Source organism: Lactovum odontotermitis, assembly GCF_054658595.1.
In genome coordinates, this window is sequence record NZ_BAAGGQ010000016.1 from 1 (window position 1) to 13,389 (window position 13,389).

The 13,389-nt window shown below is 48.6% G+C and carries 13 protein-coding genes and 1 tRNA gene; 2 read left to right on the top strand and 12 right to left on the bottom strand.

Going from position 1 to position 13,389, the window contains the following annotated elements:
* Positions 1-115: 115 nt before the first annotated feature.
* The 9 genes from ACYQ2E_RS08745 to ACYQ2E_RS08785 all read right to left on the bottom strand — a co-directional run bounded on the left by ACYQ2E_RS08745 (position 116) and on the right by ACYQ2E_RS08785 (position 7,656).
* Positions 116-189 (bottom strand) — tRNA-Arg (locus ACYQ2E_RS08745).
* Between the two features lie 27 nt (positions 190-216).
* Complete coding sequence (locus tag ACYQ2E_RS08750) at positions 217-1,509, bottom strand: LCP family protein (protein ID WP_460017682.1); 1,293 nt, start codon at positions 1,507-1,509, stop codon at positions 217-219.
* Positions 1,510-1,568: 59 nt separating this feature from the next.
* Positions 1,569-2,222, bottom strand: a complete 654-nt coding sequence (phoU, locus tag ACYQ2E_RS08755) for a phosphate signaling complex protein PhoU (RefSeq protein ID WP_460017683.1) — start codon at positions 2,220-2,222, stop codon at positions 1,569-1,571.
* A gap of 49 nt (positions 2,223-2,271) precedes the next feature.
* On the bottom strand, positions 2,272-3,030 hold the full coding sequence (gene pstB, locus ACYQ2E_RS08760) for a phosphate ABC transporter ATP-binding protein PstB (RefSeq protein ID WP_460017684.1): 759 nt from the start codon (positions 3,028-3,030) through the stop codon (positions 2,272-2,274).
* 18 nt (positions 3,031-3,048) lie between these two features.
* On the bottom strand, positions 3,049-3,852 hold the full coding sequence (gene pstB, locus ACYQ2E_RS08765; protein ID WP_460017685.1) for a phosphate ABC transporter ATP-binding protein PstB: 804 nt from the start codon (positions 3,850-3,852) through the stop codon (positions 3,049-3,051).
* Positions 3,853-3,864: 12 nt separating this feature from the next.
* Entirely contained in the window at positions 3,865-4,749 is an 885-nt protein-coding gene (gene pstA / locus ACYQ2E_RS08770) for a phosphate ABC transporter permease PstA (protein WP_460017686.1), read from the bottom strand.
* Positions 4,746-5,675 carry a phosphate ABC transporter permease subunit PstC gene (gene pstC / locus ACYQ2E_RS08775; protein ID WP_460017729.1) on the bottom strand — a complete coding sequence of 310 codons (930 nt, stop codon included), beginning with the start codon at positions 5,673-5,675 and terminating at the stop codon, positions 4,746-4,748. Before pstC ends, pstA begins: the two co-directional genes overlap by 4 nt.
* Positions 5,676-5,735: 60 nt before the next feature.
* On the bottom strand, positions 5,736-6,596 hold the full coding sequence (locus ACYQ2E_RS08780; protein ID WP_460017687.1) for a phosphate ABC transporter substrate-binding protein: 861 nt from the start codon (positions 6,594-6,596) through the stop codon (positions 5,736-5,738).
* 157 nt (positions 6,597-6,753) lie between these two features.
* Entirely contained in the window at positions 6,754-7,656 is a 903-nt protein-coding gene (locus tag ACYQ2E_RS08785) for a phosphate ABC transporter substrate-binding protein (RefSeq protein ID WP_460017688.1), read from the bottom strand.
* A gap of 167 nt (positions 7,657-7,823) precedes the next feature.
* On the opposite strand from ACYQ2E_RS08785, the gene ACYQ2E_RS08790 reads away from it, so the two are divergent.
* Positions 7,824-8,501: a response regulator transcription factor gene (locus tag ACYQ2E_RS08790; protein WP_460017689.1), complete on the top strand. Its 678-nt coding sequence runs from the start codon at positions 7,824-7,826 to the stop codon at positions 8,499-8,501.
* The gene (locus tag ACYQ2E_RS08795; RefSeq protein WP_460017690.1) at positions 8,488-9,936 is read left to right on the top strand and encodes a sensor histidine kinase; all 1,449 of its coding nucleotides are present in this window, start codon (positions 8,488-8,490) and stop codon (positions 9,934-9,936) included. The genes ACYQ2E_RS08790 and ACYQ2E_RS08795 overlap by 14 nt, the downstream gene beginning before the upstream one ends.
* Positions 9,937-10,015: 79 nt before the next feature.
* Here ACYQ2E_RS08795 and smpB read toward each other — a convergent pair whose 3' ends face one another.
* The 3 genes from smpB to secG all read right to left on the bottom strand — a co-directional run bounded on the left by smpB (position 10,016) and on the right by secG (position 13,322).
* Positions 10,016-10,486 carry an SsrA-binding protein SmpB gene (gene smpB, locus ACYQ2E_RS08800; RefSeq protein WP_460017691.1) on the bottom strand — a complete coding sequence of 157 codons (471 nt, stop codon included), beginning with the start codon at positions 10,484-10,486 and terminating at the stop codon, positions 10,016-10,018.
* 174 nt (positions 10,487-10,660) lie between these two features.
* Positions 10,661-13,012, bottom strand: a complete 2,352-nt coding sequence (gene rnr, locus ACYQ2E_RS08805; RefSeq protein WP_460017692.1) for a ribonuclease R — start codon at positions 13,010-13,012, stop codon at positions 10,661-10,663.
* Positions 13,013-13,079: 67 nt separating this feature from the next.
* Positions 13,080-13,322 (bottom strand): preprotein translocase subunit SecG, encoded by a 243-nt coding sequence (gene secG, locus ACYQ2E_RS08810; protein ID WP_460017730.1) that lies wholly within the window; start codon positions 13,320-13,322, stop codon positions 13,080-13,082.
* Positions 13,323-13,389 lie beyond the last annotated feature (67 nt).

Sequence of the window (13,389 nt, forward strand, 5' to 3'; positions counted from 1 at the left end):
ACAAATCCGGTACAAATTTTTTGGAGACATACGATTCTCCACGATTTTATAAATTTATAAACCTTGTTATATCAATGTTTGTGAGGTCGTACAAAATCGTGAGAAGTCGTGATTATGATCCGGGCGGGGTTCGAACCCGCGACAACTCGCTTAGAAGGCGAGTGCTCTATCCAGCTGAGCTACCGGACCATAGAGAGAGCTAGGCTCTCAAATAATTTATTGACTTGCTGTATCACTTGTGATGTCTGATGATGAAGCTGACGACGACGAAGAGCTGCTGTCAGCCTCAACGGCGCCGCCGCTTGTTGAGACATACTTGTCAGCATTATCAGACGTGATGCTTACAAGACTTCCATCAGGGTCAACGCCTTTGACGGTCTGTTTTCCGTTCTCTGTGATGGTGACGGAGGGCAGGAAATAGGCACTTGGCTCGTAGCCGATATAGTTATCATAAGTAATGATGTCCGGATTTACATCAGCAATCGTCGGCTGGTCAATCGATTTCAGCATCAAATTCTGCACTGCAAGCAAAGTCTGGTCTGCTGTCAACTGATAAGAGCCGCCGTCAGCCGGATTTGTATACCCAACACCTTGATACTGAACGGACACGATTTTTTTGAAGCAGCTTCTGTAAGCGAGTAAAGACTGCAAATTGCTGTCACTCACCTGAATATTGGTCTTGATGTCTGCGCTGGCACTGCTCAAAAAGGTCTGATACTTACTCAGATTGTTCATGTTCAGCAGTTTCTTCATTAGCTGGGTAATGACTTCACGCTGCGCCGCAATACGGCCGTAATCACCGTTTGCACGGTGGTGGCGGTCACGGGCATAAACCAGTGCATGCTCACCGTCCAGCGTCTGTTCGCCCGGTGGAATGAAAACTCCGTCATATCCCGCGGTATCGGAAATATAAATTGTGCCTTCTGGATAAGCGTTGTCAGCGGTAGCTACCCAATTGTTCGGGTCGTTGTAAACGGTGATTCCACCCACGGCATTGACCAGGCTTATCAAGCCATTCATATTAATCGCTACAAATTTATCCAAACTGATGCCGACTTGCTGTGCCACAGTGTTCATTGACCAGGAGGCCGCACCTGTTATCCCATCCGCATTATAACCATTCGGGTAAGCCGAGTTCAGTTTTCCTCCGGACAACTCTGTATCCCCGTCCGAATCCAGAATATTGGCCACCGTGTCACGTTCCATTGAAACCATGGTTGTCGTATCGGTCTTCGGATTTAGTGTCACAACAATCATTGAGTCTGAATTTCCCTGCCAGGAATCTGTGCCGCCGCGGTCGTTATCTCCTGTGTCAACGCCCATTAAAAGAACGGTCAATGGCTCTGTCGCCTTGATTGTCTCAGCTCCTGCTTTTCCTACGCTGGTATAAGTCGTCTTCAGCGTCGTTTTCGTCGTCCCCCAAATCGTTGCCGCGTAAGCAAAGATGGTTCCGGCCGAAAGCGCAATTAACGCAAAAAGCATGAGTATGGTCTTTTGCCAAAGTTTCATCTGCTTATTATCTCAAAACTTTTGCCACTAATCAAGCGAAAATCATAAAAATCCGGAAATTATAGCTCGACTAATTCGCCGGATTGCAGGTATACCACCCATTCGCAGACATTTTTGGCAAAGTCGCCGATTCTTTCCAAATGCATCAAAGTCATCAGGTAATCTTTGCCCATTGCGACGCTGTCGTAATTTTCCTGCATAAAGGCAAGCACCGATTTCTGGATTTCATCAGCCATCTGGTCGATTTCTTTGTCCAATGTGGCGATGTCGCGGGCGCGCACGTCATCACGCTGGATGTAGGCGTTGAGCGAGGCATCTAAAATTATCTTGACTTTTTCGCCAAGCTTGCTGATGTCGGATTCGACGCCGAGAAGCGGCTCTTCGGGCGAGATGTTCTGCAGTGAGCGGGCGATTCCAACGGCATGGTCGCCGACACGCTCCAAATCGCTCGAAGCTTTCAGGACGGTGATAATGGTCCGCAAGTCGCTGGATACGGGCTGCTGGAGGGCAATCATCTCAAAAGACTTGATTTCCAGCTTAACTTCCAGCGCATTGATGTCCTGGTCGCCCTCGATGACTTCTTCGGCCAGGTCATGGTCACGGCTCACAAAAGCACGCACAGCCTTATTCAGCTGGGCGGAAACCTGCGTGCCCATGGCGTAAAACTGATTATGAAGTTTATTTAATTCTTCATCAAATTGTGTTCTTAGCATTTTATTTCTTCCTTTCGGTGTTTTCTTGGTTTAGGGGAAAATGGACAGTTTATCCGAATTTGCCTGCCACATAGTCCTCCGTTTCCCGCTTTTGGGGAGTCAGGAAAATGGACTTCGTGTCATTGTATTCAATCAAGCTGCCGTCCAGCATAAAGGCGGTTTTGTCTGAGATACGTGAGGCCTGCTGCATATTATGCGTGACGATTAGCAGAGTGTAGTCATTCTTCAGCGCTAAAAGTGTTTCCTCGACTCGTCCGCTGGAAATGGGGTCCAGTGCCGAAGTGGGTTCATCAAGCAGGATGATGTTCGGCTTGACCGCCAGCACCCGAGCAATGCAGACACGCTGCTGCTGCCCGCCTGATAGACCAAGAGCCGAGCTGTGCAGTTTGTCTTTGACTTCGTCCCAGATGTTGGCAGCTTTGAGCGACGTTTCAACGGCTTCATCCAGCACCGCTTTATCGCGCTCGCCTTTTAGACGCAGGCCGTAAATGACGTTTTCATAAATCGAAAAAGGGAAGGGGTTCGGCTGCTGAAAGACCATGCCGATTTCCTTGCGCAGCTCAACTGTGTCCACGCGCGAGCTGTAGATATTTTCGCCTTTATAGACAATCGAACCCGTAATCGAAACAGACTCAATCAGGTCATTCATGCGGTTAATGGAGCGCAGCAGAGTCGACTTGCCGCAGCCGGAGGGACCAATCAGTGCCGTGATTTCATTGGGAAAATAGTCCATGGTGATATGGTTCAGGGCCTGTTTCTTGTCGTAAAACAGGTCTAAATCCTTAATTTCTAAAATAGATTCTGTCATTCTATATCCTTTCCAGCTTTAACCGAAGTGGCCAGAAACGTAATCTTCTGTTGATTTCAGCGACGGGTTGGTAAAGACTTTGAGTGTCTCGTCGTATTCAATCAGGTCGCCTGAGTAGAAAAAGGCGGTGTAGTCGCTGACACGCGAAGCCTGCTGCATGTTGTGCGTGACGATGATAATTGTATAATTCTTCTTCAGCTCGGTCATGGTTTCCTCAATTTGCGAGGTTGAAATCGGGTCCAGGGCTGAAGCCGGCTCGTCCATCAGAAGAATATCCGGCTTGACAGAGACTGCCCGCGCGATGCAAAGCCGCTGTGCCTGCCCGCCAGACAAGGCCAGGGCTGATTTCCCCAGATTATCCTTGACCTGCTCCCAGAGCGCTGCCTGCTTGAGCGAGGTTTCAACAATCTCATCCAGCTTCTTTCTGTCTTTGATGCCTTCTCTGCGGTGAATAAAGGCAATATTCTCATAGATTGATTTCGCAAAGGGGTTCGGCCGCTGAAAGACCATGCCGATTTGCTTGCGGACTTCGTAGACATTCACGCGCTTTTCGTTGATATCTACATCCTCGTACATAATTTTCCCTGTGACACGGGCGCCGTCAATCGTATCATTCATGCGGTTCAATGCCCGCAGATAGGTCGATTTGCCTGAGCCAGACGGTCCAATCAGTGACGTGATATGATTTTCCGGAAATTGCATTGTCACACCGTGAATCGCTTCTTTGTCGCCATTGTAAAAGACGCGCAAATCTTCTGTGTGAAGAACGATGTTACTGTCAAATGTTTTGATATGCCGTTGATTCCAGTCATATGTAGCCATAGTTCTCCCTCCTTAAGCCGATGTTAGTTTTTTGTAAATGGCGCGGCCGATAAAGCGTGCGCTCAGATTAAACAGAAGCACGAATATAATGAGTACTGCACCTGCGCCTGCTGAAATCTGCTGCGCGGTCGAAATCGTGCCTTCCGTATTGAGCGCCCAGATATGAACGGCCAGTGTCTCTGCCGGACGAAAGAGGCTCAGCGGACTTGTCAGCTCGAAGGGATTCCAGTTTGACCAGTTAATCGGCAGGTTCGTTTGTCCCGCGGTGTAAATCAAGGCTGCGGCTTCTCCAAAAACGCGTCCTGAGGAGAGGATAATGCCTGTGATAATTCCTGGTACAGCCTCTGGCAGTATGATTCTCGTGGCCGTTTCCCACTTAGATAAGCCTAGAGCTAGTCCGCCCTCACGCTGGATGGTCGAGATGGCCCGCAGTGATTCTTCGACGTTTCGTGTCATCAGGGGCAGGTTGAAGACGGTCAAGGCAAGTGCGCCCGATAAAACTGAGAAGCCGAGGCCGAACTGGAGTACAAAAATCAGCATGCCGAAGAGGCCGACAACGATTGACGGGAGTGAACTCAGCACTTCAATGGCAGAGCGAATCATGCCTGTCAGCCAATGTTTCTGGTTGGCGTATTCTGAGAGATAAATTCCCGCGCCCAGTGACAAAGGCACTGAAATAATCAGCGTGACAATCAGTAAATAGACAGAATTAAAAAGCTGTACAGCAATTCCGCCGCCGGTTAATGGATTAGAGGCGGTTGTCAGGAAAGTCCAGGACACATGCGGCAGGCCTTTTACCAGTATGTAAATCAGCAGAAATGCCAGAATCGCGATGATGATGCCTGAAAGAAAATAAAGTACAAATGTGGCGATTTTGTCTGTTCGTTTTGCGTTCATTTAAAGCTCCCCCTCTTTGCAATCGCCCGCATGGCAAGGTTGAAGACTAATGACATGATAAGCAGTAAAAGCGCCAGCGACCAGAGCACGTTGAGCTGCAGGCCAGGCGTGGCATTTGGAATACCGGAAGTCAGAATTGATGTCAGCGTTGAAGCAGGCGAAACCAGACTTGTCGGCATAATGGCCGCATTTCCGACGACCATTTGAATGGCCAGCGCTTCACCAAAGGCACGCGCCATGCCGAAAATCACTGCGGTCAGAATTCCTGGTGCCGCTGCACGCAGCAGAACACGCCAAATCGTCTGCCAGCGTGTTGCTCCAAGCCCCAGTGAAGCTTCACGATAATGCCTGGGAATAGCCTTCATGGCATCCACCGTCATTGACGTGACCGTCGGCAGAATCATGACAAAGAGCACGAAAACGCCGGATAAAAGTCCGAGTCCTGTGCCGCCGAACCAGCCGCGAATTAGCGGAACAACTACTGTCAGGCCGATAAAGCCGTAAACCACGGACGGAATCCCGACCAGCAGTTCAATGACCGGCTGCAGGATTTTCGCTCCGCGCTTGGGTGAGATTTCCGTCATATAGATGGCCGCACCAATCGCAAAAGGGGTAGCCACAATCGCAGACAAGACGGTTACAATTAGTGAGCCTGTAAACATCGGCAGGGCGCCGACCGCAGGTTTTCCGTCAGGCCCAATTGAGCCGGGTGACCAGTTCGTGCCGAAGAGGAAGCTGAAAGGATTCACGCCGTCTGAAAAAAATGTTGACAAACCTTTTTGTGCAACAAAAATTAGAATCAGAGCGACCACGAAAACGATGACTGCAATACAAAAGAACGTGAGGCTGCGGCCGAATTTTTCGAGACGTGAATTTTTATTACCGGATAGTAATTTTTCTCGGATTTCTGAGTGCTGATTTTCCATATTTATACTTATAGGTTCACAGTGAATCACTGTGAACCGTCTCCTTTGAGTTTAACACTATTACTTGATTTTCGTGACGTTGCCGTCGGCGTCGCGGTCGACTTTCATTGCAGAGGTTTTATAATAGCCGAGCAACTCCAGATTCTTGCTGTCATCTGCAACATATTTGATGAAATCTTCCTCGACGGTATTGTCATTGGACTTGTTGAGGTACATGTGCTCGTAAGACCAGATTTTCCAGGCATTGTCGGCAACGTTTGTGTAATCAGGCTCAACGCCGTCAATGCTCAGCGCCTTGATATTCGGCTTTGAGCTGTAGCTGAAGGCCACATAGCTGATGGCGCCAGGGGTCTGACCCACTAGCTGTACAACTGAGCCCGACGCGTCTTGTGTGGGGCCGTTTATCTCAGTGGCATTATTTAGGCCGTATTTATCGAAATTGACGCGGGTTCCGGAGCCGGCAGTCCGTCCGATGACCGTAATCGCCAGGTCTTGTCCGCCGACTTCTTTCCAGTTGGTGACTTTGCCGGTGAAGATGTCAATGAGCTGCTGCTGTGTCAGATTTGAGACCGAAACTTTTCCATTGGCAATCGGCGCGATGCCCAGAACGGCGACTTTGTAGTCGACCAGCTTCGAGGCGTCAATCCCGGATTTTTCTTCCGCAAAAATATCTGAATTTCCAATCTTAAAAGAGCCCGCAGCAACTTGCGCGAGACCCACACCAGAGCCGCCGCCCTGGACCATTATAATCTTCTCCGTATTGGTTTTCATATAGTTCAGTGAAGCCTGCTCGACCAAAGGCTGCAGCGCTGTTGAGCCGCCGGCAATCACCTGTTTATTTCCGGCACCGCAGGCGCTCAGGATTGACAGAAATAATGCCGCGAGCATTACCAAGAGGAAGTTCTTTCTCCGATTTTTCATACTCTGATTTTAACATAAGTTCTTTTCAAAAGTCAAAAAATCGACTATTAATGTCCATTTTCAGCAATTTGGCTGCTCCTTTCACTACTTTTTCAGGCAATGAGAGGAGCAGCCTACCAAATATATTCAATTGTACAAAACTAGAATTAGAAGCTCTTTACTTGTTAGTGACTGTGCCTTCGGCATCACGGTCAACTTTCATATCTGAAACTGCGATGTAGCCGAGTTTTTCAATATCTGCTGTGTCTGATGCAACATAATCAATGAATGCTTTATCTGCATCTGTTTCTTTCTTAGTGTTCGTGTACATATGCTCGTAAGCCCAGACTTTCCAGTCATTGCTTTCAACATTTTCATTTGTCGCTTCTACACCGTCAAGTTTGACTGCTTTGATTGTGTCGCTGGTGCTGATGTAGCTGAGTGCGACATAGCTGATTGCGCCCGGCGTCTGTCCGACCATTGTGACAACGGCGCCTGTGGCGTCCTGAGTAGGGCCTGCGACCTCTTCTCTGTTTTTAAGCGCAAATTTGTCGAAATTCACACGTGTACCGGAGCCTTCTGTACGGCCGATAACGGTGATTTCCAGGTCTTTTCCGCCGACGTCTTTCCAGTTTGTTACTTTACCAGTAAAGATGTCAATCAGCTGGTCCTGCGTCAGATTTGAGACAGAATTGTCAGCATTGATAATAGGTGCAATTCCGACCACGGCCACTTTGTAGTCAGTCAGGGCTGAAGTGTCCAGTCCAGTTTTTTCTTCGGCGAAAATGTCTGAATTACCAATCTGGAAAGTGCCTGCGGCTACTTGTGTCAGACCGACGCCGGAGCCGCCGCCTTGAACAGTTAATTGGACTTTAGGATTATCTGCCATGAATTCTTCAGCCGCTTGCTGAGCCAATGGCTGCAGGGCAGTTGAGCCGCCGGCAATTACTTTTCCGGAAAGAGCCTTGCTTGAGCTGGAAGCTGATGAACCTGAGCCGTCAGAGGTGCTAGTGCTGCTGCAGGCAGCTAAAGTAACGAGTGAAAGTCCAGCGACCAGACCAAGAATAAGTTTCTTTTTCATTGTTTTTTCCTTTTTTGGGTCAATTTGAATGTGAACTTTTATTCACAAATTCATCTTAACATGGAATCCGGAATTTTCAGGTAAACCTTTAGTAAACGAAATGTAAATAGTTTGTAAATGTAATTGTCCAGCGCCGATTCTGCCGCTTCTTCTGTTAAAATAAAAGCATGAAGAAAATATTGATTGCAGATGATGAGCCGGCAATTCTCACGCTGCTGGACTTTCATTTTCAAGCGGCTGACTTTGACGTGACACTGGCTCATGACGGGCAGGAAGCCTTGGAATTGACGCGGCAGCATGATTTCGACCTGCTTCTGCTTGACGTCATGATGCCGAAATTCAGCGGCATTGACCTGGTCAAGATTCTGCGTCAGGAGAAGAATTTTGTTCCCATATTGATTTTAACCGCCCGCGACGACGAAGAGATGCGCCTGTCCGGGCTTGACCTCGGAGCCGATGACTATCTGGATAAAACGGTCAACATGGAGGAAGTCGTGCTCCGAGCCAAAGGCCTGATACGGCGGGCGCAGGATTACAAAAAGTCCGACTCTAAAAACTTTGAGTCGGCAGATTTACAGGTCGATTTTCAAAAAAAGGCGGTCAAACTTGACGGGCAGCTGATTGAGCTAACCAGGCGCGAGTTCGACATTCTGGAGTTTCTCATCAGACATCAGGGGGAAATCGTCAGCCGTGACGCCTTGCTGCAGGCCTTCTGGGGCGTCACCAATGCAGACGTCGAAACGCGCACCATCGATGTCCTCGTCGGCCGCCTGCGAAAAAAGCTAGACAACCGTTTCATCAAGTCAAAACGCGGATTCGGGTATATTTTCGATGAAAAATACTAAAAAATCAATTTTACTGGTAACTTTTCTTACAGCTGTCCTTCTGGCAGTTTCGATTTTTATGCTGCGGGAAAACGCGCTGCGCGCTGATACCACGCGCATAAACAGTGAGCTGGACAAAGTCATCCTCACTGACGCTCCTGACAAAGCCGCCGGCACATCAGTCAGGCAGCTTTCGAGAAATACTCAGTCAGATGCCACAAACGCCATCAAGAATGGGGCCTCCTACAGCCGCCAGGTCAAAAACAGCCAGCTGACCATCACCAAGGCCTACTATGAAAATGGACAGATTCTGGGCTTTCTCGCTTTGACAGAGGAGAGAACGAGTGCCAGCGGGTCGATTCAGCTGATGATTGTCGTTGTTGTGATTTTCTACGTTGTGTTGTTAGCGCTGATTCTTAAAGGGCGAAAAGTTGACGGCGGAGCACCGCAGGAGCCGGCCATTGTCCCGCAGACGGAAACTGAGAAGCCTTATGAATTTACAGAATTTTTCAATTTTCCGATTTTTATTTATGATAATTATGGGAAAATCCGCTACGGGAATGGGGCGTTTGAGCGTGAATTCCCGGGCCATTCGGAGATTAGCCAGTTCAGCGGCCAGCTTGATTTTCTGAACTTTTTGCTCGGAAAAATGCTTAATCCCAGTCCGGCCGAGGCACTGATTCATTTTGAGGCATTGAATCAGGATTTTGAGACACAATTCCTACCGATGTCCGAAAACAATAACTTTCTCGTCACCCTTCGTGATGTCACGGCTTATCGCAATGCGCTGCAGGCACAGAAGGAGCTCATCGCCAATGTTTCGCACGAGCTCAAGACGCCGATTGCCTCAATTCATGGACTCGCCGAGCTTTTGGGGACTCATCCGGAGCTGACCGAGGAGAAAAAACAGGAATTTGTCCGGCTCATTGCCGCAGAAAGCGACCGCCTGCTTGAACTGGTAACGGACATTCTACTGCTCTCGCAGACTCCAGCGGGACAGGTTTCAAAGACAGAGGTCAATCTCAAGAGGCTGCTTGAGCAGACCTTGGCGCAGTTTCAGCGAGAAATTGAGCGCAAAAAACTGGACATTGAGACCAGCTTTGATGAAATTTCTTTCATGAGCAACGAGAAAAAACTCCGGGCAATTTTTAAAAATCTTATTGAAAATGCTGTCTTTTACAGCAATCTCAACGGGAAAGTTGTTTTACGTCTGCATCAGAACAAAGACACCATCAATTTCAGCATCACAAATACCGGGCAAGGACTCAGCGAAGTCGAGAAAAACAGGATTTTTGAGCGTTTTTACAGAGCAGAAAGCGCCGGCCGCATGAATCCGAAAGGCACTGGGCTCGGGCTGGCGATTGTTCAGAAGAATCTGCTTGAGCTTGGCGGGAAAATCAGTGTTGAGAGTGTTGGCGGGCTTGAGACAAGTTTTCAGGTAACATTTACGCGCTAAAATATAGTTCGCGATGCCGACCGAAAACCACATTGACGGCACAATGTGGCTTATTATTTCTTCGAACGAGGAAAAGTCATTACCGTGTCTGATAATTCTTCAACTGCCGCTTCACATCACGATTAATGTCTTTACGCTTGATTGACTCACGTTTATCATAATTATGCTTCCCGCGCGCCAGGCCCATCAGCACCTTGGCGAAGCCGTTCTTCAGGTAAACTTTCAGCGGAATGAAAGTCATACCGCCGTCCTGCAGCTGCTTTTCAATTTGGGCAATTTGCTTTTTATGCAGTAAAAGCTTACGCGTACGCATTTCCTCATGATTAAAAATATTGCCTTGTGTGTATTCGGCAATATGAACGCCGGACAGCCAGACCTCGCCGTTTCTGACCCGTGCAAAACCGTCGCGCAGCTGAATTTTGCCCGCGCGGATAGATTTAATTTCCGTCCCTGTCAATACAAGCCCAGCTTCAAAAGTCTCCACGATTTCATAATCATGGCTGGCTTTTTTATTTTGTGCCAAGGGCTTGTCTAAAGCTGTTTTCACCATCTCATTCCTAACTGAGTTCAGCGCGCCTGAAGCTAGGAAATTAGATAAATCGGAACCTGCCCTGCGGGCAGAACCGCGATTTCCTAAGCAGACTCTTACCGCTTTAGCGGTTTAGAGGTCGCTTTCCCCTTTAGGGGTAAATTTCTACGCTTCATAACGGGCGCGCTTCACATCTTATTTTTTCTTTCGTTTTTGCTGTTTTTTCGCAACTTTCTTATAAAACGCCTGCTTGGGCTTCTTCTCAGACATGGTATATGGGTGTTTGCCTGATTTTTTACCCTTCCCAGGTTTCGCTGTCGTTTTTGCCGAGGCTTTGCCCGAAGTCTTTCCAGAAACTTTCCCAGAAACCTTCCGTCCTTTTCTGTCCGATTTCCCGGTTTTAGCAGATTTCTCAAAAACATCCAAATCAGATTTCACATAAGCAAAGTCAATCTCACCCGTCATTTTGTCAGCGCGCACAACCTTAATCCGAATCGGCTGGCCAATTCTGAGCGTCAGCCCCGTCTTCTCCGAGCGCAGCGACAAATCACGCTCATTATAGCGCATGTATTCTTTCTTGAAAGAATTCACATGAATCAAGCCCTCGACCGTATTCGGCAGCTCAATAAAGGCGCCGAAAGCGGTCACGCTCGAGACAATCCCGTTAAACTCCATATCCACAAAGGCCGACAAGTACTCAGCCTTCTTCATCTTGTCCACTTCACGCTCCGCATCCACGGCACGGCGTTCACGCGACGAGCTCTGCTGAGCAATCTCAGGAATCTTTTCCGCCCAGAAATCAGCCTTGGATGTCCCCTCAAGATAGTCGTCAATCAAACGGTGCACCAGCAAATCCGGATAACGCCGGATCGGACTCGTAAAATGCGTATAATCCTCCGCCGCCAGACCAAAATGCCCGACATTGTGCTCAGAATAGCGCGCCTGCTGCATCGAGCGCAGCAGCAGCATTGACAGCACCTGCTCATAAGGCTGACCGGCAATCCGGCGGGAAATCTCCTGCAAATCCTTCTGCTCCATATGATTCGCAGTTCCCGGGGTTTTTATGCCAAAAGTTCCAGCCAAGTCGATAAATTTCTGCAACTTTTCTGCTTTCGGTGTCTCATGAATCCGGTAGATGAAGGGCAAATCCAGACGGGCAAAATGCGCCGCCACGCACTCATTGGCCGCCAGCATAAAGGACTCAATCATCCGCTCTGCCAGGCCGCGTTCGCGTTTGACAATCTCTGTAGGAACCCCATTCTCATCTACGAGAATGCGTGCTTCGTTCTCAGCAAAATCCAATGCCCCGCGCTCACGCCGCATGGTCGCGAGAATCTTATGCAGCCTGACCGCATTTTTTACAGATTCCGTGATTTTGTCAAATAATGCCGATGTTGCGGCATCACCATTAATTATCAGATTCACATCATCATAAGTCATCCGGTAAGTCGTTTTGATGACACTGTGTACAATTCTGTGCTCAACAACCCGCCCTGCCTGGTCAATCTCCATGACGCAGGACTGCGTCAGCCGGTCCACCTGCGGATTGAGCGAGCAAATGCCGTTAGACAGCGCCTCCGGCAGCATTGGCACCACACGGTCCGTCACATAAACTGAAGTTCCGCGCTCCAGCGCCTCCTTGTCCAGCGCCGTGCCCATTTTTACATAATGCGACACATCCGCAATATGCACACCCAGCTCATAATGTCCATTATCGAGCCGCTTGACATGAATCGCATCATCCAGGTCTTTAGCATCCGCGCCGTCAATCGTATAGACAATTTCTCCGCGGAAATCTTCCCGCCCGCGTAAATCAGCAGCAGTAACCTCACTCGGAATCGCAGCCACTTCAGCCGTCACAGCTTCAGGAAAGGCACTGCGGATGCCCATACCCTCAAGCACCTCCAGCACATCCATGCCCTTGTCATCGCTGTTTCCGATAACCTTGGTGATTGCAGCCACAACTGTTGTCGGGAATTTTTGGCTCGGGAAATCAATAATTTCAGCAGAGACGACCTGCCCAGGCGCAGCCTTCAAACCTTTACCGGAAACCAGTATCTGCCAGTTGAATTTTCGCTCACGGCTGACAATCTGACCAATAAAGCCCTCAGTGTCTGTGCTTTTAAATTCGCCGACAACACGACTCCAGTTACGCGACTTAACCGCAGTGATTTTTCCCTCCGCCGCCGTACCGGATAAAGGATTTGCCGTTTTAGAAATCACAAGGCTGACCTCATCGCCGTCCATCGCAAAAGCTGTCTGGCCTTTCGCCACGAAAACATCCGGCTCGCTTGCGTCAATCGTCACAAAACCGAAACCAGCCGCATTAGCATGGAAAATTCCCGTCAATTCAGGCTCAAAACTGTGCAGGCTGACCGTCCCAAAGTCTGTAAAGTCAATCAGCTGCTCCTTTTCCATTAAAGTCAGGATTTTTACCAGTTCGCGAAAATCCTTGGCTGCTGCCAGCCCAAGGTCATTCGCCATTTCACGCGTCGTCACCGACATCTTCGGCTTCTGCCGCAAATAATTTAAAATTTTTTCTTTCATATTCCAATCAAACTGTTCATTAGTATTTTATAAAACGGCACAAGAAAAAGCCGTTTGCCGGCTTCTCTCATTTTGTTGATAAAATAACAAGCGCAAAGCCGATGAGCATCCAGAGTCCAATCATCACGGCCGTGAATGTTTGCATAACTGCCTCAAAACCGCGTGCCTTATGACGCTCAAACAAATCATCAGAACCGCTGGAACCCGAAAAGAGGCCAGCCGACCCGTCTTGGCGCGAAGGCTGAAGTAAAATCGCAATCAGAATGATAAAGGAAACCACCAGCAATAGCACGATTAAAACGTCATAAATTGTTTTCTGCATAACTTAAGTTATTATACCCTAAAAGCCTGAAAAAGGCAAGAAATTGCCTTGATGT

Coding starts and splice junctions, on each gene's coding strand:
- ACYQ2E_RS08750 (WP_460017682.1), bottom strand. CDS start 1,509: ATGAAACTTTGGCAAAAGACCATACTCATGCTTTTTGCGTTAATTGCG.
- phoU (WP_460017683.1), bottom strand. CDS start 2,222: ATGCTAAGAACACAATTTGATGAAGAATTAAATAAACTTCATAATCAG.
- pstB (WP_460017684.1), bottom strand. CDS start 3,030: ATGACAGAATCTATTTTAGAAATTAAGGATTTAGACCTGTTTTACGAC.
- pstB (WP_460017685.1), bottom strand. CDS start 3,852: ATGGCTACATATGACTGGAATCAACGGCATATCAAAACATTTGACAGT.
- pstA (WP_460017686.1), bottom strand. CDS start 4,749: ATGAACGCAAAACGAACAGACAAAATCGCCACATTTGTACTTTATTTT.
- pstC (WP_460017729.1), bottom strand. CDS start 5,675: ATGGAAAATCAGCACTCAGAAATCCGAGAAAAATTACTATCCGGTAAT.
- ACYQ2E_RS08780 (WP_460017687.1), bottom strand. CDS start 6,596: ATGAAAAATCGGAGAAAGAACTTCCTCTTGGTAATGCTCGCGGCATTA.
- ACYQ2E_RS08785 (WP_460017688.1), bottom strand. CDS start 7,656: ATGAAAAAGAAACTTATTCTTGGTCTGGTCGCTGGACTTTCACTCGTT.
- ACYQ2E_RS08790 (WP_460017689.1), top strand. CDS start 7,824: ATGAAGAAAATATTGATTGCAGATGATGAGCCGGCAATTCTCACGCTG.
- ACYQ2E_RS08795 (WP_460017690.1), top strand. CDS start 8,488: ATGAAAAATACTAAAAAATCAATTTTACTGGTAACTTTTCTTACAGCT.
- smpB (WP_460017691.1), bottom strand. CDS start 10,486: ATGGTGAAAACAGCTTTAGACAAGCCCTTGGCACAAAATAAAAAAGCC.
- rnr (WP_460017692.1), bottom strand. CDS start 13,012: ATGAAAGAAAAAATTTTAAATTATTTGCGGCAGAAGCCGAAGATGTCG.